Source organism: Prosthecobacter sp., from assembly GCF_046154365.1.
Lineage (GTDB): Bacteria > Verrucomicrobiota > Verrucomicrobiia > Verrucomicrobiales > Verrucomicrobiaceae > Prosthecobacter.
The window spans coordinates 47282-73217 of sequence record NZ_JBJXFV010000220.1; the positions used below are offsets into that span (position 1 = coordinate 47282).

Annotated in this window: 21 protein-coding genes and 1 tRNA gene; 4 read left to right on the forward strand and 18 right to left on the reverse strand. The window is 58.6% G+C overall.

What is annotated here, in order from left to right; translation table 11 throughout:
* Nucleotides 1–2328: a DUF1592 domain-containing protein gene (locus ACKVY0_RS27885; RefSeq protein ID WP_409218155.1), complete on the reverse strand. Its 2328-nt coding sequence runs from the start codon at nt 2326–2328 to the stop codon at nt 1–3.
* On the opposite strand from ACKVY0_RS27885, the gene ACKVY0_RS27890 reads away from it, so the two are divergent.
* Nucleotides 2327–2485: a hypothetical protein gene (locus ACKVY0_RS27890; protein WP_409218156.1), complete on the forward strand. Its 159-nt coding sequence runs from the start codon at nt 2327–2329 to the stop codon at nt 2483–2485. The two genes, ACKVY0_RS27885 and ACKVY0_RS27890, sit on opposite strands and share 2 nt — an antisense overlap.
* A 33-nt stretch (nt 2486–2518) precedes the next feature.
* On the opposite strand, the gene ACKVY0_RS27895 is transcribed toward ACKVY0_RS27890, so the two are convergent.
* From ACKVY0_RS27895 to ACKVY0_RS27910, 4 genes are all read right to left on the reverse strand, one after another.
* Entirely contained in the window at nt 2519–4912 is a 2394-nt protein-coding gene (locus ACKVY0_RS27895; protein WP_409218157.1) for a DUF1592 domain-containing protein, read from the reverse strand.
* Nucleotides 4913–4914: 2 nt separating this feature from the next.
* The gene (locus ACKVY0_RS27900) at nt 4915–6186 is read right to left on the reverse strand and encodes a DUF1552 domain-containing protein (RefSeq protein WP_409218158.1); all 1272 of its coding nucleotides are present in this window, start codon (nt 6184–6186) and stop codon (nt 4915–4917) included.
* Nucleotides 6187–6239: 53 nt separating this feature from the next.
* On the reverse strand, nt 6240–7109 hold the full coding sequence (locus ACKVY0_RS27905) for a hypothetical protein (protein WP_409218159.1): 870 nt from the start codon (nt 7107–7109) through the stop codon (nt 6240–6242).
* A gap of 130 nt (nt 7110–7239) precedes the next feature.
* Nucleotides 7240–8007, reverse strand: a complete 768-nt coding sequence (locus tag ACKVY0_RS27910) for a c-type cytochrome (protein WP_409218160.1) — start codon at nt 8005–8007, stop codon at nt 7240–7242.
* Nucleotides 8008–8136: 129 nt separating this feature from the next.
* Between ACKVY0_RS27910 and ilvD the strand changes: the two genes are divergently transcribed.
* Entirely contained in the window at nt 8137–9852 is a 1716-nt protein-coding gene (gene ilvD / locus ACKVY0_RS27915) for a dihydroxy-acid dehydratase (RefSeq protein ID WP_409218161.1), read from the forward strand.
* A 17-nt stretch (nt 9853–9869) separates the two neighbouring features.
* Nucleotides 9870–10652: a hypothetical protein gene (locus tag ACKVY0_RS27920; protein ID WP_409218162.1), complete on the forward strand. Its 783-nt coding sequence runs from the start codon at nt 9870–9872 to the stop codon at nt 10650–10652.
* 27 nt (nt 10653–10679) lie between these two features.
* Here the strand turns inward: ACKVY0_RS27920 and ACKVY0_RS27925 are convergent, their stop codons facing one another.
* Nucleotides 10680–10949 (reverse strand): hypothetical protein, encoded by a 270-nt coding sequence (locus ACKVY0_RS27925; RefSeq protein ID WP_409218163.1) that lies wholly within the window; start codon nt 10947–10949, stop codon nt 10680–10682.
* A 9-nt stretch (nt 10950–10958) separates the two neighbouring features.
* Nucleotides 10959–11975, reverse strand: a complete 1017-nt coding sequence (locus ACKVY0_RS27930; protein ID WP_409218234.1) for a GDSL-type esterase/lipase family protein — start codon at nt 11973–11975, stop codon at nt 10959–10961.
* 97 nt (nt 11976–12072) lie between these two features.
* On the opposite strand from ACKVY0_RS27930, the gene ACKVY0_RS27935 reads away from it, so the two are divergent.
* Nucleotides 12073–13344 carry an SGNH/GDSL hydrolase family protein gene (locus ACKVY0_RS27935; RefSeq protein ID WP_409218164.1) on the forward strand — a complete coding sequence of 424 codons (1272 nt, stop codon included), beginning with the start codon at nt 12073–12075 and terminating at the stop codon, nt 13342–13344.
* Nucleotides 13345–13354: 10 nt separating this feature from the next.
* Here the strand turns inward: ACKVY0_RS27935 and ACKVY0_RS27940 are convergent, their stop codons facing one another.
* The 11 genes from ACKVY0_RS27940 to ACKVY0_RS27990 form a co-directional block, all read right to left on the reverse strand.
* Nucleotides 13355–13921, reverse strand: coding sequence for a polysaccharide biosynthesis/export family protein (locus ACKVY0_RS27940; protein ID WP_409218165.1), 567 nt, complete (start codon nt 13919–13921; stop codon nt 13355–13357).
* A gap of 24 nt (nt 13922–13945) precedes the next feature.
* Nucleotides 13946–14512, reverse strand: coding sequence for a polysaccharide biosynthesis/export family protein (locus ACKVY0_RS27945; protein WP_409218166.1), 567 nt, complete (start codon nt 14510–14512; stop codon nt 13946–13948).
* Nucleotides 14513–14534: 22 nt separating this feature from the next.
* Nucleotides 14535–16733 (reverse strand): GumC family protein, encoded by a 2199-nt coding sequence (locus tag ACKVY0_RS27950; protein ID WP_409218167.1) that lies wholly within the window; start codon nt 16731–16733, stop codon nt 14535–14537.
* A gap of 120 nt (nt 16734–16853) precedes the next feature.
* A complete protein-coding gene (locus tag ACKVY0_RS27955; protein WP_409218168.1) occupies nt 16854–18056 on the reverse strand; it encodes an outer membrane beta-barrel protein in 1203 nt (400 codons plus the stop codon).
* 53 nt (nt 18057–18109) lie between these two features.
* Nucleotides 18110–18670, reverse strand: coding sequence for a hypothetical protein (locus ACKVY0_RS27960; protein ID WP_409218169.1), 561 nt, complete (start codon nt 18668–18670; stop codon nt 18110–18112).
* A 46-nt stretch (nt 18671–18716) separates the two neighbouring features.
* Nucleotides 18717–18787, reverse strand: a tRNA-Gly gene (locus ACKVY0_RS27965).
* 245 nt (nt 18788–19032) lie between these two features.
* On the reverse strand, nt 19033–20478 hold the full coding sequence (locus tag ACKVY0_RS27970) for a sulfatase (RefSeq protein WP_409218170.1): 1446 nt from the start codon (nt 20476–20478) through the stop codon (nt 19033–19035).
* Nucleotides 20479–20522: 44 nt separating this feature from the next.
* The gene (locus ACKVY0_RS27975; protein ID WP_409218171.1) at nt 20523–21008 is read right to left on the reverse strand and encodes an 8-oxo-dGTP diphosphatase; all 486 of its coding nucleotides are present in this window, start codon (nt 21006–21008) and stop codon (nt 20523–20525) included.
* Between the two features lie 6 nt (nt 21009–21014).
* Nucleotides 21015–21911, reverse strand: a complete 897-nt coding sequence (locus ACKVY0_RS27980; RefSeq protein WP_409218172.1) for a DUF502 domain-containing protein — start codon at nt 21909–21911, stop codon at nt 21015–21017.
* Nucleotides 21912–21976: 65 nt separating this feature from the next.
* Nucleotides 21977–23062, reverse strand: a complete 1086-nt coding sequence (gene sucB, locus ACKVY0_RS27985) for a dihydrolipoyllysine-residue succinyltransferase (protein ID WP_409218173.1) — start codon at nt 23060–23062, stop codon at nt 21977–21979.
* Between the two features lie 21 nt (nt 23063–23083).
* Nucleotides 23084–25846 carry a 2-oxoglutarate dehydrogenase E1 component gene (locus ACKVY0_RS27990; RefSeq protein WP_409218174.1) on the reverse strand — a complete coding sequence of 921 codons (2763 nt, stop codon included), beginning with the start codon at nt 25844–25846 and terminating at the stop codon, nt 23084–23086.
* Nucleotides 25847–25936: the final 90 nt, after the last annotated feature.

Sequence of the window (25936 nt, forward strand, 5' to 3'; positions counted from 1 at the left end):
TTAGGGACGTTTGAAAAGCGGGCTTTGCACCAATGCGGTGATCATCGTCTTGAGTCCGCCGCCGTTCTCGCGCGTGGTCTTGACGATATGATCGATGTCTTCACGATCCGCGAAACCGAGGCTGCGACCGAGGGCGTAAGTCGCGAGTTGTTCGGCGACGTTGCGGAAGACGAGGTGCTCGCTTTTGCCGAGCAGGGTGCGAAAATCCATGAAGGTGGCGAAGCGGCCGAGCTTGGGCAGTTCGTCATCGGCGGAGACTGCCTTGCCTTCGCTGAGCTGCGGGCGCGGGCTTCTGCCGTTTTGAATGAGCGAGCGATAGGTGTCGCGCCAGCCGCCGATGACATCAAAATTTTCGAGCGCGATGCCATAGGGGTCGATCTTCCGATGGCAGGCGGCGCATTGCGCGATGTCGCGGTGTTTGTCGAGCTGCTCCTGAATGGTGCTGGCGCCGCGAATGTCCGGCTCGATGGGCGGCACGTCGGGCGGCGGTGGCGGAGGAGGCGTGCCGAGCAGATGATTGAGAATCCACACGCCGCGCACGACGGGCGAGGTGGTGGTACCGTTCGAGGTGATGCTCAGGATGCTCGCCTGCGCGAGCAGGCCGCCGCGCACCGTTCGAGTTTTGTCGAGCGCGACTTTGCGGAACTCATTCCCCTGCACGCCCGCGATGCCGTAATGCTTCGCGAGGCGGTCGTTGAGCATCGTCCAGTTGGAGTCGATGAGGTTGGTGAGACTGAGGTCATTGATGAGCATCTCGCGGATGAACATCTCCGTCTCCTGCACCATCGCACGCTCCAGCAGGTCGTCGTATTCGGGATACAGGTTCTTGTCGGGCCGCATTTCGCCCACCTTGTTGATTTGCAGCCACTGGCCGGTGAAATCCTGGAGGAAGCGCTGCGACTTCGCATCCGCGAGCAGGCGTGTCATTTGCTTTTTGAGTTCAGCAGGATTGGCAAGCGAACCCTTGGCGGCGAGCGCGAGTAGTTCGTCATCCGGCATCGAGCACCAGAAGAAATACGAGAGGCGGTTCGCCAGCGCGAAGTCGTCCACCTTCGTGGCAGGCTCATAGTGAAACAGAAACAGCGGCGAGGTCATCATCGCCTTCACCGTGAGCTTGAAGGCATCGAGCGCGGACACTTCCTTAAGCCGCTCCTGATAAAACGCGACGAACTCATCCACGACGCTGCTTTCGACCGGACGGCGGAAGAGCTTCGGTGCAAAATCGCGCAGCAGTTGCGGCACGGCGGCTTCGTCGATGTTCGCGATCTCCTGTTTGCCAAACATCGCCTGATGCCCGCGCGGCGGCCACTGCTCGATCATCGGGCCTTCCATTTCGATCTTCTTGATGGCGATGGCTGGCGATGTGCTCTCCGCGACCTTCGATCCCGGCATCCAGTTGACGCCATCGATCATCCGCAGCGCGATGCGGCGCCCCGGCTGAAGATAGACGCGAAACTCGGACTCCTTCGGCTGCGCTTCCGTGAGCTGGATGATGTCCACGACGGTCGGCACATCCTCCTGCCTGCCGGTGCCGTGAGACACCTCCAGTCGCATCGGTGCGCCGTCGTTGCGCACAGGATAGGCGATGACCTTGTAGCGATACCAGCCAGGTTCACGCACGAAGTAGAATCCGTTCGTGTCCGGCTTCAAATACTGCATCGGGATCAGCGCATCCTCGCCGTGCTTCGGATAATAGGGCGCAGCGCGGCCGCCGGCGGCCTTCATGCGCTCGAGCTGTTTCAATTCAGCCTCGGTGCGTTTGATGTTGTTCTTCTTTTCATACGCTTCACGCTCGGCCATCCGTCTGGCATTGACGGCCTCAATGTCGTGCAGCGTAAAGCTCACCTTCACCGTCTCCGGCTTCGGTTTGGTGACGATGGCACGGTTCAAAATGAAGTCTGCCGCACGCAGGTATTGATTGATCTGCTCAGCCGAGAGGCCCAGCGCCGCACCGTTGTTGTTGAAGCCGCCGCTGGTCGCATCCTCAGGGAAACCGATCGCATAGTCGCCGCGCACATCGAACAAATCCTCGATCGTGTTCTCGTACTCAAAACGGTTCAGCCGCCGCAGCACCACCTCGCTTTTTTGCCCACCGAGCGCCTGCGCCGCACGCTTGATCTCGCTCTGAATCCACGTCGTCACCAATTCCACCTCCGCCGGCTGCGACTGTTTCTCCTTCTCCGGTGGCATTTCGCCGAGATGGAGATTGTCCAGCACGAGCTGCCAGTTCTCCGCATCCGCCGCATTCGCGGCAATCTTCAGTTCATCCACCCGGAAGTCGCCCTTCTGCTTCTTCGGCCCGTGGCAGCCAATACAATATGTCTGCATGAAGCCGCTGACCTTTGGGTCAACGACGGCAGCACGCAAAGACGGTCCAAAACCGGCCCAGCAGGCCAGAAAAACGACTGAACGTGTGAAAAGAACATTCATGCAAGGTTGCGAGGCTGGCTTCCACCAACGAAACGACCAGCCAAGCGAAATCTGACCGGCAATATGTCGGCGAGACGGGCCAGACAAGCTACTTGCTCAGGAAAATCGGACTTTGCACGATGAGATGCAACAGATCGCGCATCGTGTGGTGCTTCGCTTTCGATTGAGCGACGATGCGGGCGATTTCAGTGCGGTCGGAGAAACCGATCTCGCGGCCGGTGGCGAAGATGAGGAGCTTTTCAGCGACACAGCGGACCACGCGGTCCTGACCGGCAAGGAGGAGCTGTTGGAATTCGGTCATGTTGGCGAATTTGGCTCCAGTGGTGAGTTCGCCAGCAGCATCGACGGGCGGGCCGAGTTTGTAGCGGACTTTGCGGCCTTCGACCTTGAGGTCGATGTACTTGCCTTTGTCGATGCTGCGGAAGTTTTCACGCCAACCGCCGATGACGTCGTAGCTCTCCAGCGCGAAGCCAGGCGGATCGATGACGCGGTGGCAGCCGTTGCAGCTTTCCATGTTGCGATGTTTGTCGAGCAGCTCGCGCAGCGTCGTGGCACCACGGATGTCCGGCTCCACACCGGGAATGCCGGGTGGCGGTGGTGGCGGTTCCATGCCGAGGATGCGATCCATCACCCACACGCCGCGCACGACGGGCGAGGTGTTGGTGCCATTCGCACTGACCTTCAAAACGCTCGCCTGGGTCAGGATGCCGCCGCGTTTGCTCTCCGGCGGCAGTTTGACCTTTCGCATGGCGAGTCCGCTGACGCCAGGGATGCCGTAATGGCGCGCGAGACGTGAATTGAGCATCGCGAAGTCGCTGTGGATGATGTTGGCGACACCGAGGTTGTTTTGGATGAGTTCGGTGATGAAGCCGCGTGTCTCACGCAGCATGGAGTCGAGCAGCAACCCGTCGTATTCAGGGTAGAGCTGCTTGTCGGGCGTGGTGAAGTCGATCTCACGCAGATTCAGCCAGCCATCGGTGAAATCGGCCACGAAGCGTTCCAGCGTGGCACTTTTGAGCAGGCGCTCGGTTTGTGCGCGGAGCACCTCGGGCTGCGTGAGCTTCGCGGCGAACAGGTCGGCATCGGGAGTGCTGCGGGTGAGGAAGTAGCTCAGTCGTGAGGCGAGTTGCAGATCGTTGAGCTTGCCCGCAGCCTCCTTCAGGAACAAAAACTCCGGCGAGCACAGCACCGCGATAGCCGCCGTGCGCATGGCGAGGAGGAAATCTTTGCTCGCGGCAAACTCGGCATCAAAGAGCTTCAAGTAGGGCTCCACATCCACCGCCGTTGCTGGACGACGAAACGCGGCGGTGATAAAGGCAGGGAGCAGTTGTCGGGATGCAGCAGTGGGATCGACCGTTTCAGCGGTGAAGACGGGTTTGTAGCCCGATTTGCCCTTCATCCATGGTTTTTCCGGCGGCAGCTCGCGCAGCTTGGCATCGCCAAGGAGCAGCTTTTGGCCACGTGGCGGCCAATCGGTGACGATGGGGCCTTCGAGCGTCACTTCCTGAAATGCCATGCCTTCGCCGGGATACTTGTCCGGACCATCTTTGACTGGTGAATGGCCATCTGGTCCGTTGAGGCCCTGCGGGCTGATCCAGATGCCGTTGCCTTGATTGAGGTGCAGGGTGACTTCCACCGTGCCGGGTTTGCCGACCGGCAGTTCATGGAAGCTGTGCGTCACGTTGTCCGCGTTGCGGAAATTAAAACTGCCCGTGATGAGGGCAAAGACGACCGGCGCCTCGATCTGGTAGCCGTAACCGGTGACGCGCAGTTGGTAGGTGCCTGCGGTTTTTGCCCGCAGATTCGGGATTACCGTGCTGGGGAAGCCGCCTTCGTTGAAAACGACGATGGCGCCGTCTTCACGCTTCAGCCATTGCTTGCCGATGGTGTCCTTGTTGCGATCGCTTTCCAGCGTGGCGCGCTGCGTGCTCAACTCAGGCCGCGTTTCCGCAAACAACGCGGCATTCAGCGCCAGTTCGGCGGCCTCCATGTAGCGCAGCATCTGAATGCCGGAGATGGAAAGCGCCTCACCGATGTTGTCGAAGCCATGCGCGCGTCCGTCCTCCGGCAACGAGTCGATCACGTTCACCGTGACGCCGAGCAGATCGTTGATCGTGTTTTGATACTCACGCCGGTTGAGCCGCCGCAACACAGTACCCTTCTGCGCGGTGTGCTTCGCATTCAAATCACTGCCCAGTGCCGCCATGAACGCCTGCATTGCATCGGCCTTCGGTCGTTCTTTCTTCGCAGGCGGCATTTCGCCTGACGAGACACGATCAAACACCCTCACCCATTTCTTGTGCGCCGCCGCATCCGCTCCGTCGGTGGACAGTGCTGACAAATCGAGGCCGCCTTTCTTCACATCACCGTCATGGCAGTCCATGCAGTGCTGATCCAGGAAAGGCTGGATCGAAGGCAGCGCAGCGGACGAGACATTGGCGCAAATGATGAACGGCAGAGCCGCGAGGAAACGAGACTTCATGTTCACGCCTGATTAATGTCGAGCACGCCGGTGCTGAAGCCGAATTTGTCCGTCTCCACTCCCATGTGCTGGGCTAGAGAGACGAAGAGGTTCGAGAAGACATGCTTCTCCTTGTCGATGGCGATGTGCCGACCGTGTTTGAAGCCGCCACCGGCGAGAACGAGCGGGATGTTCGCCGTGTTGTGGGCGCTAGCGTTGCCGAGGTTGGAGCCGAAGATGACGGCGGTGCTCTCCAGCAATGACACGGCCTTCAATTTCGTGAGGAAGCCCGCAAAGGCGGTGAACTCGGCTTTTTCGATGACTTTGAGTTCTTCGATCTTCGCGGGATCCTGGCCGTGGTGGGAGAGGTTGTGCCAGTCGTTCTTCACGCCTTCAATTTCGGGCACGGCGTTCATGCCGCTGAGGCGCAGCGTGACGGTGCGGGTGGAGTCGGTTTGCAGAGCGAGCACGATGAGATCCTGCATGAGCTTCATTTTGCCGATGGCGTCGGTGCGGCTCTGGATGTCCGTCGGCGGCTTGGCATCGATCTTGGGCTTGGGTTTCTGCACCCACTCCTCGTTTTGCACGAGTCGGCCTTCGAGATCGCGCACGGCGCTGAAATACTCGTCGAGCTTCTCCTGGTCGCGCTTGCCGAGTTCGCCGTGCAGTTTTTTCGCCTGACCCGTGACGGTGTCGAGAATGCTGCGTCCGCGCTTCAAGCCGCTTACCTGTGCTTCGATCTCCGCCTGTGTGCCATCGACAAAAAGCTGCTGGAAGGCCTTCGAGGGCGAGCTTTCCGCCGGCAGCGGCACGCCGCTGGCCGACCACGACAGCGAATCGCTGCCGGTGCCGAGGATGAGGCTGGGAAAACGTGTCTGCGTGCCGATGCTCTCGGCGATGAGCTGGTCGAGGGAGATCGTGTTCTTGAATCCAGCGAGCCCGGGATGCTTTGCGGAGGTCAGCCACGTCATCTCGGATGTGTGGCCGTTCGCGCCGTTCTGTTCCATGTGCTGGAGACCGGAGATGACGGAGAAATCGCTCTTCAAGTCCTTCAGTGGCTCCAGGTAAGGTGTGAGCGTGTAGTCAGCGCCCGTTTCCTGCGGAAACAAAAACGGCGTGTGGAAGCCGAGGGTGGCGCACATCGCCAAGAAGCGCGGGGGCGGCTGTCCTACGGCTGCTTGCGCCCGCGTGGCGAAGGCAGGAACCATCGCCTCCAAAAACGGCAGCGAGAGGGCAGTTCCGGTGCCGCGCAGGAAGGCGCGGCGGTCGAGATGGCGTTTGGTGGCGATGTTCATGATGAATTGAAGGCTGTAACGATCCATGAGGCGCTGCTCTGACACTGTAAGCGCTAAAGCCGCAGCTTCTTCACCAGCGTCGCCTCTTTGTCGGCATCGTTGATCGGCTTGAAATCCACTTTGCAGTTCGGTAGCGCCGTCTTGATCGCCTCCACATCGGCGGCGTTGATGTCCACGGTCTCGATCTTGAGTTTAGCGAGCTTTGGCAGCGCTTTCAGGTGCGGGATGATCTTCGCGCTGAGTCGCGCCTCGGTGAGTTCGAGAGTTTCGAGGGTCTTGATCTGCGCCAGTATCTCCAGGGTCGATTCATCGAAACTGACGGGCGAATCTTTGCCATTGGGCAGGCGTTGACCGATGCGCAGTGAGGTGAGCGGCAGCTTCAAAAGGTACGCATTTCCAGCCTGCGTCTGGGCGGTGTGCCAGGTGCGGAATTCCTTGAGCTGGGTGAGCTGGCCGATGGCCTCCATCGCCTCGTCACCAGCGGTTGATCCGGCGAAGGTGAGGCGTTCCAGTTTCGGCAAGGCCTTCAACTGCGCGAGACCGCTGCCGGTAAATTTTTCGGAACGGAACGCTGGATGAAAAAAGGAGAGCGACTTGAGCTTTTGAAACACAGCGAAGTGCTTGTAGCCCGCATCCGTGAGCTGGATGCCATCGCTGCTGAGGCGCTCTAACTCCGTGAGGCCGGTGAGCAGTGCGAGCGTGTCATCCGTGATCGTTTTGCCGCTGATGGTGAGGTCTTTGATCGTGGTGAAGCTGCCGAGTGTCTTGAAATCGGCCTCGGTGAAGGCGTCGCACTTCACCTGCACCTGCGTGACGACTCCGGATGTCTCGGTTACCTTCGCACCAAGATTTTTGAGGGATTCGACATCCGCTGCGGAGATTTGCAGCGCGGAGATCAGGAGAACGCAGAGAATGTGTTTCATGAAGCGATGAAACGGTGCAGATAACGATCTTCTGACTGGACGTAGCACGAAGCTTCAATATTAACGCCGCAAGTCTCGCCTGAACGGCTTTCACTTTGCATCACTCTTTGGCCTCTTTGGCAGATACGGCTCACAGCACCGGCCCGGAAGGCAGGCGGATGCTGAAAATGTAGGCGATGATGTCCCAGCACTGTGCCTCTGAGAGCGTGGCATCAAAGCTGACCATGGGTGTGCCGTTCAAACCGGTGGTGAGTACGCGGTAGATGTCTGCAGGAGCATCGCCGCAACGCAGATGTGGCTGACGCAGATCGGAGGGAGCGGCGGGAATGCCCCAGATGTCCTTCAAGGCGACGGCGGCGGGGCCTTTGCCATCTGCCTTTTCTCCATGGCATGCGGCACAGTTTGTAGTGAAGAGCTTTTGACCGAGTCCGGCGTGTGTTTTGAACTCTGTGGGCGCTTTGAGCCATTCAGGTGGTGGCGGCAGTTGCACGGGCGAGGCATGGTTCTCCGGCTTGCGCCAGCGGCGGGAGAAGGACTTCACGTAAGTGATGACGGCGTCGATTTCCTCCTCGGTGAGCTGGGTGAACATGCCCATGGCGGTGCCGCTAAGTCCGCCGCGAATGGTGCGGCGCAGATCGTCATCGGTCGGCAGCATGCCGAGCGAGGTGGTGCGAAATTTGAACATGCCTTCACGGAAGGAACGTGGCTTCGGCTTCAACGTGGGGCTGAGTTCGCCATTGCCATCGCCACGCGGGCCATGGCAGACGATGCAGTTGCGCTCATAGATGTACTTGCCCTGCATGTAGAGATTGAAATCCAGCGACACGGTGGAATCCGCCGCTGACAAGACGGGGGCGATGGCAAAAAGAATGAAGGCGCGTTGGGCGAGGAATCTCACACCCTGTTCATCGTGCAAAGCGGGCCGGGGAACCATGCGGTTCTTGCCAAACGCTGCGCTAGAACTGCCGCAAAGGGTGCTTGCGCACGTGGAGGCGCCTGCCATTTTGCGCGCCCACCCCACCACGTCATGCCCAAAAAATCCGCCGCCAAACCTTCTCTCCATCGCAAACACAGCGCCATCGTCGTGGACGGTGCCGAGCGCGCGGCCAGCCGTGCGATGCTGCATGCCGTGGGCTTCAAGCGCGAGGACTTCAAGAAGTCGCAGATCGGCATCGCATCGACGTGGAGCATGGTGACGCCGTGCAACATGCACATTGACCGTCTGGCCAAGGAAAGCGCGAAGGGCGTCGATGCCGCAGGCGGGAAGAGCCTCATCTTTAACACCATCACCATCTCCGACGGCATCTCGATGGGCACCGAGGGCATGAAATACTCGATGGTGTCGCGGGAGGTCATCGCGGACTCGATTGAGACGGTTGTTGGCTGTGAAGGCATGGATGGCTTCGTCGCCATCGGTGGTTGTGACAAGAACATGCCGGGCTGCCTCATGGCGATGGGCCGCATGAACCGCCCGAGCGTGTTCGTCTATGGCGGCACCATCCTGCCGGGCTGTGTCGGCGTGGAAAAGAAGGACGCCGACATCGTCACGGTCTTCGAGGCCGTGGGCAAGCACGCGAACTGCCTGATCAGCGACAAGGAACTCATCGACATTGAGGAGCACGCCATCCCCGGCGAAGGCTCCTGTGGCGGCATGTATACCGCGAACACCATGGCCAGCGCCATCGAAGCGCTCGGCATGAGTTTGCCGAACTCCGGCGCGCAAGCCGCGGTATCGAACGAGAAGCTCATCGACTGCTTTGATGCCGGTGTAGCCGTGATGAACATGATCAAGAAAGGCATCACGCCGCGTGACATCATGACGAAGGAAGCCTTTGAGAACGCCATTACTCTAATCATAACGCTCGGCGGCTCCACCAACGCCGTGCTGCACCTCATCGCCATGGCGCACAGCGCGGGAGTGAAGCTCGGCCTCGAGGACTTCGTCCGCATCGGCAAGAAGACACCGGTGCTCGCCGACGTGAAGCCGAGCGGCAAGTATTTCATGAACGACCTCGTGAAGATCGGCGGCACCGTGCCGCTCATTCGCACGCTCATCGCCGAAGGCCTCATGCATGGCGACTGCCTGACCGTCACCGGCAAGACGATGAAGGAAAACATGAAGAACAGCAAGATCGTGTGGCCGAAGGACCAGCAGATCGTGCGTCCGCTGAGCAACCCGCTCAAGAAGGACAGCCACCTCGTCGTCTTCAAAGGCAACCTCTGCCCCGATGGTGCCGTGGGCAAGATCAGCGGCAAGGAAGGTCTCAAGTTCGAGGGCAAGGCCATCGTGTTCGAGTCCGAAGAAACCGCGTTGCAAGCGATCTTGAACGACAAGGTCAAGAAGGGCCACGTCATCGTCGTGCGCATGGAAGGACCGAAGGGCGGACCAGGGATGCGCGAAATGCTTTCACCTACGAGCGCCATCATGGGCAAGGGTTTGGGCAAAGACGTCGCGTTCATCACCGACGGACGTTTCAGCGGCGGTAGCCACGGCTTCGTCGTCGGTCACGTCACGCCCGAAGCGTATGTGGGCGGACCGATCGCTGTCATCAAGAATGGTGATCCGATCACCATCGATGCCGAGAAGCGTGCAATCACGCTGGGCATCCCTGCTGCTGAACTCAAAGCACGTCTCGCCAAGTGGAAGCAGCCAAAGCCACGCTACACCCGCGGTGTACTCGCGAAGTATGCGAAACTCACCAGCGACGCGAGCCACGGTGCGGTCACGGACCTCGGGCTCTGACATGGGTCTCACCAAAAATGGGCACCGTCGTTCACGAATCCCTATCGTCCAGTTTCCCTGATGCATGGGAACACGACTTCCCATTGAGTGAAATCGGTGGGAGCGGCGTGCCTGCAGCTGTGATCTCATGCATTGGCAGGGATCAGGCATCGGCAGAAGCAGCATTCACCCAACGTCTGTCGGCCCTCAAATCCCCCGAGGTGCGTGAGTTCGCTGGTTTGTTCGATGGCATGCTCCCCTGTTCTGTGATGGTGCAGGGCGAGAAATGCTGGCTCGTTTTGAAACGCGTTGAGAATCAGTTGGCATCGACCCAATTTGGCAATGCCATCATGGTGCCTGCCCTTTCACAATGCCTTGTCTGGTCACCAGACTTGGCGGGTGATTTCGCACATGCATCCTACATGCTTGAATTCTTCGATCAGTTTGGCGGCCTGACGCTCCTCGTACCGCCTTCAGGATACTGTGCGGCCTGCAATGACAAACCTTTTGTAATGCGCAGCAAGGCTTTCCCGGGACTGGGCGAATGGGATGGAAGCCTTGCCTTCTTCTATCCTGGCGACGGAGATGTGATGCTGGCCCGTCCAGACGGATCAACCGGCGTCTGGCAGCACGAATTTTCAGCCGACTATGATGAAAGTGAATGTACCGGTCCTCTAGGTCTCCTCGCCAAGGCCATCCAATCATTTTTGCCCAGCCCTCCCGACCCCGCATCCCGCCCACCAGACTGTGTGGCCCGATGTGACAAAAACATCCTTGTCGAAGTGCGTGAAGCGATAAAATGGGCGATGAACCGGGCCTGACTTGCCAGGCGGCTCAATGAGTCAGCCCTACTCCGGCACGATGATCTGATCTTCGGGCTGAAGCTTGATGTCGCGGTGACGGATTTGGGTCTGTAAGACCCCTCTGTCTGCGGACCTCTTCACTTCGTAATGCACCGTCACAGGTGCCGCATATTGGCGCTGCAACACCTCCAGTTGTTCCAGCGCCTTTTTCGTTTCCACACGTATCTGATCAAGCCCCGGCTGCTGGCTCAGGAAGGCATCACTATAGCTCTGCGATCCGACGATCTCCATGCGCGCATCGGTGACCATCTTCAAGGCCGCCGCCTAGGCATCCCATGGCCCGCCCGGCTCCCAGCCGTTGGCGGTCATGGAGGAGATGTTCATTCCGGCGGCGAATTGCTTGTCGGTGAATTTGCCCAGAAGCCGGCCGCCCGCGCGCAGATCGTATTTGCCTGCGGCAAGGCCGCGCACGGTCAGCCTGTAGCCGTTCAGTTCCGCCGGAATCGGAATGAACATGAAGTTCAGCGCTCCAAAGGTGCCAAAGTTGAGCGGTAGTCCTTCATCCAGGCGGTCAAATTCGATGCCGTCGCTGGCTGGCTTCACACTCGACACCTTGCAGCCGCTGACGGATTCGACCTTGCCCTCACCCGCACTGATCACGGCGGCAGAAACCTCGGTGGGAGCACCGAGACCTTTGAGCATGGCAAAGGCCATCGCGAGCTGGCCGAGTTCGTTGAGATGCACGCCGTCTTCGACATGCAGTTTCGTGGCGTCCTTTTGATTCTTGTTCGCCGCGAGCACATGCCGCTGTACTTTCCGCATCGAGCGCTGGATGTCGGTGGTATCGGCACCCAGGCTCTTCGCGAGTGCCAGCCCTTCATCACACATCTGCTGGAGGAAGCCTTTCTCGGCGTGATCCGGGTCTTCGTTGGTGATGGCAGGCGAGCAGATGAAGACACGGACGTGATGCTCCTGGCAGCGCCCAACAAGCGTGCGCAGTGAAGTAAGATAAGCGTTCTTGTGCTCCGCATCGGCTTTCATGCCCCAGCCGATGTCGTTCACGCCGAAGGCGACGGTAAGCACCGTGGCGCCGCGATCAAAGACCTCGCGCTGTAAACGATCCAGCGCACCTGTCATCGTGTCGCCACCTTTGCCGGCGTTGAAGAACTTCACCTTGTGCTGTGGGTAGCGGAGCAGCGTATAGTTCTCGATGATGCGGTCGTAGCGGCGTGCTGCGGTGATGCTGTCGCCGAGGAAGACGACGGTTTCGCCGTCCTTGAGGGCGAAGTCAGCGAGAGAGATCGAGGCAAAGCCGACAATGCAGGCGACAAGGCGGGTAATTTACATGCCATGAAAACGCATCCGCGAGGCCCGGCTTTGTCCACCAGGCACATACAATGAGATGAACTTTTGCGCCGGCACTGCGTCTCATCCAGCCATGCGTGTCTTCGTCGGTCTCTCGCTGCTGCTGTTCTCCCCGTTGCGGGCGGAGCAGTGTCTAGTGATCGGTGACAGCCTGACGAAGGAATACGAGGCGGAGTTTCCGGGCTTGTATCAGCAGAATCCAGCGTCCTGGCAGGCGCGGAACTGGATCGAGATCCTGCATCAGCACCGCACGGACTGGTTCGACACAGGCACCTGGGATGTTTACGCAGATCCACGTCTGACGGGTCACACCTACAACTGGGCCTTTCCTGGGGCGACGACGACGGAGATCAAGAACCTGCTCAGCAATTTCTTCAACGGCTGGTGGACGAACTCGTTGAAGAATCATCTGCGCCACGATGTCGAACGCGTGGTGATCTTTGCCGGCGGCAACGATGCTGACAGCTACTATGCAAACCTTTACAACGGCTTCATCGGGCCGGAAGTGACGAACCCAACCTTGGGCAACCTCCAATGGCTGGTGAATTACGTGCGAACGGTGAACGCGGCGCTGCCCATCGTGCTCGTGAGTGTGCCGCATGTCGGCTGCACACCGAAGATCCAGCAGGGCTATCCCACCGATCCAGTGAAAACGGCCCGGGTGACTGCGGCAATGGATGCGCTGAACGCCAGCCTCGCCACCTACGCGCAGTCACAGGGCATCGGCTTCGCGCCAGGGGTGTATGAATTCACCAAGGCGATGATCACGCAGCCCTTGCGCATCAAGGGAATTGAGTTTTACCGCGTGGCGGATGCCGACTCGCGCACGCGGTTTGTTTTCGGCGGGGACGGGTTCCACCCAAACACCTGCGCTCACACCAAGATCGCGCAGATGATTGTGGCGGCCTTCAATACGGCGTATCCTGGCACGCCGATCACCCCGCTTGATGACGACTACATCATCACCAACGTCCTTGGTCTTGATCACAACATTCCCTTCAACGAATGGCTGGCCGCGCAGGGTGCCACCGGCGGTTTCAATGACGATGCAGATGGTGATGGTGTGCCGAACCTGACCGAGTTCGCCATCGATGGCTTCACCGCCGGCGCTTCAGACATTGCGAATCTGCCGCGGCCCGTGATGCAAAACGGCGCTCTGAAGCTCACTTGGCGTCCACGGCCGCTTTTTGCCGAATGGGGCGTTTTGAAAGCCCAATCCTCCCCTGATTTGACCGACTGGACCGACGTACCCGCCTCTCAAATCGTGACAAATGCTGACGGCACAGTCACTGTGAGCGCCAATTTAGCAGGTCGAGGCTTTGTTCGCCTAAAAGCCACCAAGTAAGCCGAAAATCTCACTCCGGCACGATGATCTGGTCTTCGGGCTGGAGTTTGATGTCGCGCGCTGGATTGGCGCTGATGTTTTTGAGATCGACCTCGGTGGTGACGCCGTCGCGGATGAGCTTGGTGCGGCTGGGGTGAGCAAAGTCGGAGAAGCCTTTCGCCACACTCACGGCTTTCATGATGGTCATGCCAGAGTTGTAAGGCACCGGGCCGTTCTGTTTACAGCCGCTGACGACATAGACCATGCGGGACGGAGACTCGCCACCATCAATCGAGATGGTGACAGTAGGACGCGTGTAAACCTCACGCTCGATGTAGGCTTTTTCAATGGCACGTTGAAGCATGGACGGCTTGAGACCAGCGGCTGGAACCTCGCCGATATGCACCAGATTGATGGTGCCACCATCACTGACGCTGTACACTTTGCTGATCTGGGTGACCTCAGCATCTGGAATCCCGCCGATGGAGAGGGCGATGCGATCACCTGATTTGAGTGCGAGTTCGCTGTTCTGTGCCTGAACTGGATTCAGAACAAGAGCAGAGGCACCAAGGATGCAAATGAGAAGCCGAGTGTTCATTGCCGTGTCATTGGTTTTCAGAACTTACTCCGGCACGATGATCTGGTCTTCGGGCTGGAGTTTGATGTCGCGCGCTGGATTGGCGCTGATGTTTTTGAGATCGACCTCGGTGGTGACGCCGTCGCGGATGAGCTTGGTCTTGCTAGGCTTGGCAAAGGCAGTGAAACCACCGGCGGCACCGACGGCCTTGAGGATGGTCATACCGGAATTCCACGGGATGGGGCCGTTTTTGCCACAGCCACTGATGACATAGACCATGCGGGCGGTGGCGGCGCTATCATCGGTGGAGACGGTGACGGTGGGGCGGGTGTAGATTTCTTTAGCGACGTAGGTCTGCTCGATGGTGCGCTGGAGCGAGGAGGGCTTGAGGCCGGCAGCGCGGACTTCGCCGATGTGCAGGAGATTGACAGTGCCGTTGTCGCTGATGGTGTAAACCTTGCTGATCTGCGGCACTTCGTTGTCGGGGATGCCACCGATGGAAATGGTGACGCGGTCGTTGGCCTTGAGGGCGAGTTCGCCGTTTTGAGCGTGCGCCGGAGCAAACGCGAAGGCGCATGCGGCGAGGATGCTGGAGAAGATGCGTGTGTTCATAAGCGTGATGATTGGATGAGGATTAAAAAACGTCGTCGCCATCCAGCCGCGACAGGGGCTGGGTGCTGGCGAGCGCGGAGGCGGTGGTTTCGGTCTTGATCTTGCGGCGACGTGCTTTGCCGCCCTGAGCACCACCGGGGGAGTTGGTGGGCGAGTAGTAGGTGTAGTAGCTGGTGTAGTACTGGTATTGGGCGTCGCTGCGGAGATCGACGTTGTTGAGGACGACGCCGATGACTTTGCCGCCGACGTTTTCGACGCTCTGCTTGACGCGCATGAGCATGTGACGCGGCAGTTTCCGATGCTGCACGACGATCATGGTCATGTCGGCCATGTTGGCGAGCACGGAGGCGTCGCTGACGCCGAGGATGGGCGGGGAGTCGATCAAGACGAGATCGAAACGGCTTTTCACATCGGCGATGAGATCGACCATGCGCTGGGAATTGAGCAGTCCGGCGCTGTCCGCAGGCAAGAGGCCGCTGGGGAGGAAGAACAAGTTTTCAACCTGAGTGCGGATGACGACGTCTTCGAGGCGGATGTCGGTGGTGAGATAATTGGTGAGGCCGGTGGCATGGCTGACATCGAAGTGCGTGTGCATGCTGGGGCGGCGCAGGTCAGCGTCGATGAGGAGAACGTTGTAACCGCCCTGAGCACAGACGTAGGCGAGGTTCACCATCGTGGTGGATTTCCCCTCCCCTGCCCCGCCGCTGACAACGGTGAGGCAGTTGGCGTCGGGTGACTTGCGATTGAACTCGATGTTGGTGCGCAGAATGCGATAGGCCTCGGCGTCAGGATTGAAGCCGCTGGAGCGATGAAGCACGCCGACATCCTTCGGCACGACGGCGAGAACGGGAACGCCGAGGAAGCGCTCGACATCATCGAGACTCTTCACGGTGGTGTCCATGTACTCGAGGAAGAAAGCGAGACCGAGGCCGAACATGAGGCCGAGAACGCCACCAAGCGCGAGATGCAGCGCAACGTTGGGTTTGGCGGGTTTCCCTTCGGGCTCCGCCTCGGAGTAGATGGTGGCGGGAGATTTCACGAGTTCGATGCCCGCCTTTTCCTCGAAGAAGCGCGAGCGCATTTTGACGAGGAGGTCTTCGAGGTAGGTCACTTCGTCCTTGGCGGTCTTGTACTCGTTGTAGAGCGACTGCATGCCCATGAGTTCTTGTTTGGCCTTATCGTTGAAGTCCTGGAACGATTCGCGTTTCTTTTTGGCACCATCCAAGCGGTTCTGGAGACCAGCGATGTGCGCCTTCGCTGCGGCATCGATCAACGATTTGTATTGGGTGATCTGACTGTCCACGCTCAGCACCTGAGGATGCATGCGGCCACGGCCCTCATTGATCAGTCCCTCGCGTGCGACTTTCAGTTCCTGAAGCTTGGAGGTCATCGCCAAAATGTTTTGATTCTCCAACTTAAGGCCCGAGGCCTGATCAATAAGTTCATCGGGGGTCAGTTTGCCGACCTGATCGATCTCGGACTGCAAGGTCAGGATGTCCTGATCCGCCATCAGCAGGGCCTGCTCGCGTGTAATGACCATGGAGTCTTTTTCACTGCGCATTTCGCCGCCGGGATTCAACGAATTGCCGCCGCCCGGGAACCAGTCGCCGACGATGCCGGCCTTGCGCTTGGCTTCCTGCGAACGCAACTGCGCCTGACGCCGGAGATCCTCCTGGTCGGAAATCTGCTGCTGCAAAACCGTGAGCGCCTTCTGCTTCTTGTCACTCTCGATGTTGTTCCGCTGCGCCATATAACTTTTGGCGATCTCGTTGGCGATGGTGGCCGCAAGCTGCGAATCCTGGTCGTAGTAGTCAATGGTAACGAAGTCCGAACGAAGCATGGACTGCGTTTCGAGGTTGGCACGCAGCTTTGCCAGCGCCGCCTGGCGTGATGGCAGTTCCCAGCGCTTCGCGAGTTCAAGCTTCTCGATGACCGGATAAAGCGTGGTGGGCTTAGTGATGGTCTCGAACTGTGTTTTGAGATACTCCGGTAGGCTGGCGTTGCCATCCGTGCGGTTGCGTTCGAAGACATTGATGTCCTGCGTGATGCGCTCAATGGTCATCTCGACATGGCCGCGATATTTGCGCGGCATGATGTAGGTGAGGACGGCCGCAGCGGCGAAGATGAGGATGAAGCTCAGCGAGATGAGGCCAAAACGGTTTTTGACCACCTGCCACGTGTCCATCGCATGTTTTTGCAGTTCTGTGCCTGTCTCGTTCATGCCTGGTGAGGTGAAAGTGTTTTGGAGAGGTTAAGAAAGTGGTCTGGAAATGCCGCCAGCGGGAATTTCGTGGTGTCCGAAACGGCCCGCCGGCGGATGGGTGTCTGGCTGTTGAGCGACTTAAAAGCTGGCGGTGGCACCGAGGGACACGCGGTGACGATCGAACTCACGGAGTGCGTCGGTTGCTTGCAGCGTGGAGTAGGAGTAGTTAGCGTTGAGATTCAAATTTTCGAGGAGCTGGTAGCCAATGCCTGCGGAGATGAGCGCCGAGTGCTCGGTGGCGTCTGCCCCCGTGCCATTATCAAACTGACTGAGGGCATATGATGCCCCGGCATTGGCACTGAGGCGCTTCGTAAAATTGTGATTCACCTGGACTCCCGTGTTCAAGCCGTAACGGCTGTTGAAGGCGGCAAGCTCGGCACCGTTGAATCCAAGCGCGGCAAACCAGCGCACCATGGTCTGCTTGGCGACGGCGTAATTAAGTGCAGCTTCGGCATAAGGAGCCGCCTTGGAGACGCGCTCCGAGTCATAGAACTCTGCACCACCGCGCACCGATCCAGACATGCGCTCACTCCAGGCATGATCCACGCCGAGCAGGGCAAAATGAGAGGTGTAGTTTTTGTCCGCCTGGGTGGCGTAGGTGGCCATGCGGTAGCGGTATTCTGCCGTCAGACTGGTGCGCTTTGAAATCGCATACGCAAACTGGTGGGCGAACAAATGCGTGTAACGGTCCTCAGGATCGGCCACCAGGTCATCCTGATAACCGATGCCATCAATCGTGTAGGAAGTGGTGGTGGAGAGACGCGGCGTCCAGGCGTAGCTGACGTTGAAGTTGTTGAAGCCATACAGGTACTGGCCGTTCCACAACGTTGTGGACGCTCCGTAGCCAAAAGCGGAACTGGGGTCCACGCCATAGGTGAGGTAGAAATTGTTGCTGACCTTAAGACGTTCCGAAAACCGGTGCTCAAAATTGAAGGCGGCACGCGCATTGTAAAAGGTGCCGCCAAAACGTGGCACCCCGTCGATGTAGTGGATGACGCTGGTATCGAGATTAAAACTCCACGGCGTCGTGCGGTCAGGATGAGTGTAAGCCGCCCCGACACCGCCCTGCACATACCAAGACTCAATGTCCTGCACGAGCGGCGAATTCACCTTGTAGTTGAGGAAGTCATAGCCGGTCTGGCCGGTAAATGAAAACGTGAGTGGCTGTTCCGTTTTAAAATCCGCCGAGTAATTCTGGATCGCCACCAAGCCTTGGCCGCGCAAAGCAGCGGGGCCGAGCAAAGCAGCCGCAAGGAGCAGTATGGCAAGTGGAGTGCGCATGTTGGTTAGAACGATGGAGTGTGCGGAAAGGAGAAGCAGACCTGAAATCGACTTTATGGAATCGCCGTGGATGGAGACACTGGATTACAGTCGCAACGCGGAGGCAGCGGGCCTGAGGCAGGAGGCTGAATGAGGTAAACTCCACGGATTGTAGATGGAACAAAGAAGTCCTCCTCCTTTGCAGGAGCAGCGGGAATGACCGGATTTTTGCCGGGATTTTTGCCGCCTGCGACAGTCACCGGACGCGCCGCTTCTTCAACTGGTGCGACAGCGGCGAGGCCGGGGACAACACTGGTTGCTGCGTCATTGATGACCGCAGCCATCTTCGGTGCCACCGAAACCGCAGTTTGAACGATCTGGCTGGCGAGAGTCGCATCCGCCTTGGAAGCTGTGATAGCAGTCTTCACGATGTCGGCAGCACAGCCCTCATTGATCACAAGAGCATCTTCCACAACCATCAGAACCTTGGAAGGGTCTTTTTCGACGGCAACTCGCACATCATTGGAAATTTCGGTGCAGTTACTGGGCGACTGCGCCGTAGAAATCGAGGCTCCGGCAAGCATGAGTAAACATGCTGAAATGCCAGCGATGCGAGGAAAAAATACAGCTTTCATAAGCGGCAGTGAATTTATGGTGTTTTGGAAATGTACGCGTTCTCAGAGCGGGTAGTGGGAATCGAACCCACATGGCCAGCGTGGAAGGCTGGAACTTTACCATTAAGCTATACCCGCAATTAAAGTTATAGTAACACGTAACACCTTACTGCCGCAAGATATTTTTTAGAATTAGAAGGATGTTTTTGAATTTCCAGACTGACTGATGGATTCAGAAGTCCAAACTTTCGTAACTTCCCTCTTTTTAAACTCAGGGTGGTTAATTAGCACTCTTGAGCGACCTGGCAAGCAAGGACTAGAAGGAAGCCTTTTGAGCACCATCAGGCTGATTTCGGCCATGAAAGTGTGATTTGGAGCCACGCTTATTTGGAAGCGGCCTTCTCAACCGCATAATCTTCGCCATTGAGGCTGCGAGCCACGCTTTCCAGCCAGTCTTCGAGATTTTTTTGCATTTCCGCCACTCGCTCGGGCTGCTCTGCCAGCAAAACGGTGCTTTCGTCGGGGTCGCTGGCGAGATTGTAGAGTTCCCAGGTGATCTCTCGAGTCTTCTTGTTCTCGATCCGATGGAGCTTCCACGGCCAGTCGAGCCAGGCGGAATGACCGGGGAAACTGGTCAGCGAGACAGGATCGCCGATTTTACCCGCATCAGGGCGAATGCGGACGGGGTCATTGGGCTCGCCACCACGGGATTGATCGGCCCGCAGTTCGTCCATCCATGCTTTTGATGGTGTGCTGATGCCTTTGCTGCCTGTCTCCCAAAAGCCGATAGGTTGACGACGCTGCTGCTCCTGGCCAGTCAGCAGAGGCATAATGTCACTGCCATCCAGCACCGGCTGTTGGTCCATCTTAACATCAGCAATTTCCAACACGGTGGGATAGATGTCAGACGTGACGCACGGTGCCTGGATCACCTTCGGTTCACGAAAAACGGCCGGCCACTCCAGCAGCGCAGGCACGGCGAGTCCGCCTTCATAAATCTGTCCTTTAAAACCTCGTCTTCCGCCACTGGTGCCGACCTTCAGCAGCGCGCCGTTGTCGCTGCAATACCATAACAGTGTGTTTTCTCGCAGGTCCAGTTCACGCAATTCCGCCCGCAGCTTGCCGAAAGCACGATCCATGGCGGTGATCTCGCCATAAAAGTGCTGCTGCTTCTCTGACAGGCCGACATACAGCGCACGGTCGGCTTCCAGCGCCTGATGCGGATCGTGTGGCGATCCAAACCAGACCACAGCCAGAAAACGCTGCTTCTGCACTGCACAGCGGCGGATGAACTTCAGCGCCTCTTCCACCGTGACATCGGAGCTGTCGCCTTGGAATGGCACCGCCTTGCCATGCACACTCAGAACCGGATCGAGATCGAAAAAGTTCGGCGATGAGACCCATTCGTCGAAGCCGCTAGCACCCGGACTGACCGGGCTAGCCTTCTGCACCGAACCCAGGTGCCATTTCCCAAAATGACCCGTCGCATAGCCCGCCGTTTTGAGCGCCTCCGCAATCGTGATTTCCTGCGGGCGCAACGCATGGCCCCAGGAAAAGCAGCCGAAGCGGTTCGGGTTGCGTCCCGTCATCACGCTGCCGCGTGTCGGTGAGCACACCGGCGCAGCAGCATGAAACTGGTCAAAACGCACGCCTTCCTTCGCCAGCGCATCAAAATGCGGCGTCTGCAACTGCGGATGCCCATTATAAGCCATGTCACCCCAGCCTTGGTCATCGGCCATCACGAGAACAATGTTCGGCGGCTCGGACGGAGCGGCATAACAGGCGATGGCCATCAAATAACAGCCGCAGAAAGTCAGAGAACTGTTCATGGCCGGATGATAACCACGAACCAGCTCAGTCTGGAATCAAAAACTCAGCGCCATTCGAGTTCGTGCGACAGCATCGTGTCATCATCAAACACGAAGCGGCCTAGAAAATGGCGGCGCTCGATCAACGTCTGAGCGAGCCAGTGGATGTCATCGGCCCACATTTGATCGAAGGGCAGAACATCTAGCGATGTCCACAATGGCAGGGCTTCAGGTGTTTCGACAGCCTCACCTTCATGCTCGGTGGCGACAAAGACATCCACAAGCATGCGCAGGCCATCGACGAATTGGAACCAGAGTTCGCCGTGATGCATGGGATTAAAGGCGGTAACGCCGAGTTCCTCCTGCGTTTCGCGCACCGCGCACTCCAAAGAAGTCTCGCCAGGTTCCATTTTGCCGCCAGGCCCGTTGATTTTACCCGCGCCAAGGCCGCGCTTTTTGCGGATGAGCAGCACTTCACGTTTCGATTCATCAATGATGAACATCAGTGTCGCGCGCACGTCGGGCTGCCAGGATTGCCAGTCGATGATCACCGTGGTTCAGCGTTTTTTCCACGGCAGGCCACGCAGCCAGCGCTTGCCGCTCTTGATGTCCATGGATTGGGCGAGGATTTCCGTGTCGCCGGCATCGAAGTCCTCGGCACGCGGCAGACCTGCGGGCAGATCATGCACCGGCTCAGGCACTGGCAGTGATTCTGGCAGGGGGGCAACCACCGGCCTTTGATTCAGCGGCACAACAGCGTTGAGCGGCGCGACGAGCCCCCCGGAGATGATCATTTTCATCGCTTCTTCGATCGTGATCGGCGCATCGCTGATTTTTTCGGAATCAACGACCAGCAGGATGCCGGTCATGGGACTGGGAGCAGTGGGCAACAGGACGCAGGTCATGGCCTTGCCGCTCTGCGGATCGCAGTACTGGCCGGTGGCAAAGCCGATCATGCGCATACCGGGCACGGGATAGTCGATGTACACGACTCGCTTGAAGCTCTGCTTCGCACCACCAAGACCGCGGAAGGCGTCGATTACCTGCTTGAGGGGACGATAGATGACGGCGACGAGCGGGATCCGCAGCAGTAGTTTGTCAACGGCCGTGACGACATGCACGCCGATGACGTTCGTGGCCATGAAGCCGAGACCGATGATGGCGAGCACGGAAAACAAGAAACCGATGAAGTTGGTAAAGCTCTCGAGTTTCGGATCCTCAATGTTGAGCACCGGATGTTCGGACAGTTCGTTGACCAAGCTCACCACCTGGGCCAGCACCGGCTTGCTCCAGCCGTGCAGCAGGTCATAGATCGAATACAGAATCCAAAACGTGATGATCAACGGCAGCGCCAGCGCGAGTCCGGCCAGGAACTTGTTGCGCAGCCACACGCCCCATCCTTTCGGCGCAGGTGCTTCAGGTATGACTGCGGTGCTGGATGTTTCGAGTGCCATGTGAATCAGTCTCAGTGCGCTAATGAGAACGTGCGGCAACCGCTTCGTTCAGCATTATTCAGTGATTACGCACCGACGAGCATGCGCGCCGGATTTTCGATGCAATCTTTGACGCGGATGAGAAAAGTAACGGCCTCTTTGCCATCGACAACGCGGTGGTCATAGCTCAGGGCAAGGTACATCATCGGGCGGATAACGACCTGACCATCGACGGCGATGGGGCGCTGCTGGATGCTGTGCATGCCGAGGATGGCGCTCTGCGGCGGGTTGATGATCGGCGTGCTGAGCAGCGAACCATAGACACCGCCGTTGGAAATGGTGAAAACCCCGCCAGTGAGGTCGCTGATCTGGATTTTACCTTCCTTGGCCTTGGCAGCGAAGCCGAGGATGTCTTTTTCGAGTTCGGCGAAGGACTTCTGATCACAGTCACGCAACACGGGCACGATGAGACCACGCTCGGTGCCAACAGCGACGCCGATGTCATGGAAATGCTGCTGCACGATCTCATCGCCTTCGACGCGGACATTGACCTGCGGCACGGCTTTGAGCGCTTCGACGACAGCCTTGATGAAAAAGCTCATAAAGCCGAGTTTGACGCCATGTTTGGCCACAAAACTGTCCTGCAGCTTCGAACGCATCGCCATGACGTGGCTCATGTCGCATTCATTGAAGGTGGTCAGGATGGCGGCGGTGTGCTGGGCGCTGACGAGCTGCTCCGCGATCTTCCGGCGCAGCGGACTCATCTTTTTGCGCGTCACACGGCCTTCGGGCATTTGAGATTTGAGATTCGAAATTTCAGATGCCTGCGGAGCAGGTTCAGGTTTCGGGACGACTTTGAACTCGGTGATGTTGCTCGGCTTGGCTTCGGCAGCAGGAGCAGGCTTGGGCGTTTCAGCCTTCGCCGCAGGAGCAACGGCGCTTTCATCGATTTGACCGACCACAGCACCGACTTCGACGTCTGCACCGGCCGGTTTGCCAATGTGCAATGCACCTGAGAATTCAGCAGTGACTTCAGCGGCCACCTTGTCGGTTTCGAGGGTGAGGAGGATGTCGCCGGTTTTGACATGGTCACCTTCTTTGAAGTGCCATTTAGCGATCTGACCACCGGCGACGGATTCGCCGAGTGCGGGGATTTTGATGTCGGAGGGCATAACGGGGTATTTAGAAAATGATCAAGCGTTGAAGGCGGCCTCAACCAGATTTTCCTGTTCGAGGGTATGGATGGCCTTAGAACCTGCGGCAGGGCTGGAGCTGCGTTCGCGGCCGGCGTAGCGCAGCTTGTGGTTGGAGAGTTCCTCCAAGCGCGGACGGATGTAGTAGTGGGCGCCCATGTTGCGCGGCTCCTCCTGGCACCAGATCCATTTTTTCTGCGCACGCGGATATTTGGCGACGATCTCCTTGAGCATCTCGTAGTTCAGCGGGTAAAGCTGCTCGATGCGGATGATGGCGGCGTTCTTGATCTTATGCTCCGCACGGAAATCGAGCAGATCATAATACACTTTGCCACTGCACAGGATGAGGCGCGTGATGCGCTCCGGCGGTGCGAGGAGCTGATCGTCATCGAGCACTTCCTTGAACGTGGTGCCCTCGGCCATCTCACTGAGCTTGGAGACGCACTTTGGATGACGCAGCAGGCTTTTCGGCGTCATGACGACGAGCGGCTTGCGGGTGCTGCGCTTGAGCTGGCGGCGCAGCGCGTGGAAATACTGCGCGGGCGTGGAGAAATTGCAGACTTGCATGTTACCGCCGGCGCAGAGCTGCAGGAAGCGCTCAAGCCTGGCGCTGGAGTGCTCCGGCCCCTGCCCTTCATAACCATGCGGCAACAGCAGCGTGATGTGGCTCGGGCGCTGCCATTTACTCTCTGCGCTGGCGATGAACTGGTCGATGATGACCTGCGCCCCGTTCACGAAGTCGCCAAACTGCGCCTCCCAGCAGACGAGCAGGTTGCTGGTCAGCAGCGAGTAGCCGTAATCAAAGCCAAGCACGGCGGCCTCGGAGAGCAGGCTGTTGTACACGCAGTAGCGGCCTTGTTCCGGCTTGAGATGGTTCAGCGGGATGTGGCGCTCGCGTGTTTGGGAATCGTAAAACACCGAGTGCCGCTGGCTGAAGGTGCCACGCCGCACGTCCTGGCCGCTGAGGCGCACGCCATGACCTTCTGTGAGCAACGTACCGAACGCCAATGACTCCGCATAGGCCCAGTCGATGCCTTCACCGGCTTCGATGGCCTTCTTGCGCGCGGCGAGGAAGCGCTTGGCGATCGTCGGGTGCAAATTGAAGTCTTCCGGCACTTCCAGCAGGCGCTGGCCCAAGGTTTGCAGGGTCTCTAGTTCGACGCCGGTCTTCACCGGGTGGTAGTCATAAGCCGGCTGCGGCATCGCCATGCTGCCTTCAAACGGATTGCCACCTTCGGCATTTTTATCGCGGTCAGACAGGGTTGTGACGCCTTGTTCGAGTTCGTCCTCCAGCTCGCGCTGCAACACGGCGGCGCCGGCTTCGTCGAGCACACCATTTGCGGCGAGATCGAGGCGGAACAACGTCGCGGTGGAGGGATGTTCGGCGATGGCGCGGGCCATGTTCGGCTGCGTGAAGCCGGGTTCGTCGGTTTCATTGTGACCGTGACGGCGGTAGCAGACGATGTCGATGATCACGTCACGCGCGAAGGTCTGGCGGAATTCGAGCGCGAGTCGCGTCGCGTTCATCACTTCCATCGGGCAGTCGCCATTCACATGGAAGACCGGCGCTTCGATCATCTTCGCCACGTCCGTGCAGTAAAAGGAGCTGCGGGCGTCTTCCGGCATCGTGGTGAAGCCGATTTGGTTGTTCACGATGATGTGGATGGTGCCGCCGGTGCGGTAGCCGGGAAGCTGCGAGAGATTGAGCACTTCGGCCACGAGCCCCTGGCCGGCGAAGGCCGCATCGCCATGGATGAGCACCGGGATGACCTTTTTGCGCTCCTTGGTATCGCCGAGCGCGCGCTGACGCGCGCGCGCCATGCCTTCGACGACGGGATCGACGGCTTCGAGGTGGCTTGGATTGGGGGCCATCATCACGCCCACGGAATCGCCACTGCTGGTCTGGCGCACGGTTTCAAAGCCAAGGTGGTATTTCACGTCGCCGTCGCCGGAGACCATGTTCGGCACGTAGTTCTCGCTGAACTCGTAAAACAGGTATTCCAGCGGCTTGCGCAGAAAATTCGCCAGCACGCTGAGGCGGCCGCGATGCGCCATGCCCAGAATGATTTCTTTGCCGCCTTGCGCAGGCAGGCCTTCGAGGATCGTCTCCAGTGCTACGAGCATGGATTCTCCGCCTTCCACGGAGAAACGCTTCTGCCCGACGAAACGACGATGCAGGAAGCGCTCGAAGGTTTCCGCCTCCAGCAACCAGCGCAACGCGTCGATTTGATCCTTCGCCACCGGTTTGGCCTCAAGATCACGCGCTTCGACACGATCCAGCAGCCAGGCGCGCACTTCAGGATGATGAATGTGCATGAACTCGAAGCCCGTTTTCCCACAATAAATGCGGCGCAGGTCGCCGAGCAGCGTTTTGAGCTTCATCGGCTGGCCGTTGCGGAACAAGTGTGTCTGCACCTCTTCTTCGAGTTCGTCCGCAGTGAAGCCAAGACCAGCAAGAGTGAGCGATGGAATCTCCGGTCCTGCCGTGTCGAGCGGATCGAGATACGCGGCCGTGTGGCCGAGTTCGCGGAAGGCATACAGCGCGTTCGACACGCGCATGCGGAAGTTCAGCGTCTTCTCGGACAACGGCGCCGCGTCTGCGGTGCCGGCGGCTCCTTTGGTGGCAAGCCGGGCCATGCCCAGCTCGAAACCTTCGAAAAACGACGACCACAGTGGTTCAACGGAACCAGGGTCTTTTTTCCAGTCCACGTATTTGGACTCGAGGAAATCCGCGTTGGCGCGGTACGGCAATGTAGCACTCATGAGGGGGGCGGGCAGAATGCGCTCATTCGCTCCAAGTGCAAATCAGGAAAGGCTGCTTTTGCACACCTTTTCAAGGGTGAACCGCCATCC

Bases quoted from the DNA above. Each gene is read 5' to 3' on its own strand.
- ACKVY0_RS27955 (WP_409218168.1), bottom strand. From the start codon at position 18,056: ATGCGCACTCCACTTGCCATACTGCTCCTTGCGGCTGCTTTGCTCGGC.
- ACKVY0_RS27990 (WP_409218174.1), bottom strand. From the start codon at position 25,846: ATGAGTGCTACATTGCCGTACCGCGCCAACGCGGATTTCCTCGAGTCC.
- ACKVY0_RS27905 (WP_409218159.1), bottom strand. From the start codon at position 7,109: ATGAAACACATTCTCTGCGTTCTCCTGATCTCCGCGCTGCAAATCTCC.
- ACKVY0_RS27960 (WP_409218169.1), bottom strand. From the start codon at position 18,670: ATGAAAGCTGTATTTTTTCCTCGCATCGCTGGCATTTCAGCATGTTTA.
- ilvD (WP_409218161.1), top strand. From the start codon at position 8,137: ATGCCCAAAAAATCCGCCGCCAAACCTTCTCTCCATCGCAAACACAGC.
- ACKVY0_RS27890 (WP_409218156.1), top strand. From the start codon at position 2,327: ATGAAGCCGCTGACCTTTGGGTCAACGACGGCAGCACGCAAAGACGGT.
- ACKVY0_RS27980 (WP_409218172.1), bottom strand. From the start codon at position 21,911: ATGGCACTCGAAACATCCAGCACCGCAGTCATACCTGAAGCACCTGCG.
- ACKVY0_RS27970 (WP_409218170.1), bottom strand. From the start codon at position 20,478: ATGAACAGTTCTCTGACTTTCTGCGGCTGTTATTTGATGGCCATCGCC.
- ACKVY0_RS27895 (WP_409218157.1), bottom strand. From the start codon at position 4,912: ATGAAGTCTCGTTTCCTCGCGGCTCTGCCGTTCATCATTTGCGCCAAT.
- ACKVY0_RS27935 (WP_409218164.1), top strand. From the start codon at position 12,073: ATGCGTGTCTTCGTCGGTCTCTCGCTGCTGCTGTTCTCCCCGTTGCGG.
- ACKVY0_RS27920 (WP_409218162.1), top strand. From the start codon at position 9,870: ATGGGCACCGTCGTTCACGAATCCCTATCGTCCAGTTTCCCTGATGCA.
- ACKVY0_RS27950 (WP_409218167.1), bottom strand. From the start codon at position 16,733: ATGAACGAGACAGGCACAGAACTGCAAAAACATGCGATGGACACGTGG.
- ACKVY0_RS27945 (WP_409218166.1), bottom strand. From the start codon at position 14,512: ATGAACACACGCATCTTCTCCAGCATCCTCGCCGCATGCGCCTTCGCG.
- ACKVY0_RS27940 (WP_409218165.1), bottom strand. From the start codon at position 13,921: ATGAACACTCGGCTTCTCATTTGCATCCTTGGTGCCTCTGCTCTTGTT.
- ACKVY0_RS27885 (WP_409218155.1), bottom strand. From the start codon at position 2,328: ATGCAGACATATTGTATTGGCTGCCACGGGCCGAAGAAGCAGAAGGGC.
- sucB (WP_409218173.1), bottom strand. From the start codon at position 23,062: ATGCCCTCCGACATCAAAATCCCCGCACTCGGCGAATCCGTCGCCGGT.
- ACKVY0_RS27900 (WP_409218158.1), bottom strand. From the start codon at position 6,186: ATGAACATCGCCACCAAACGCCATCTCGACCGCCGCGCCTTCCTGCGC.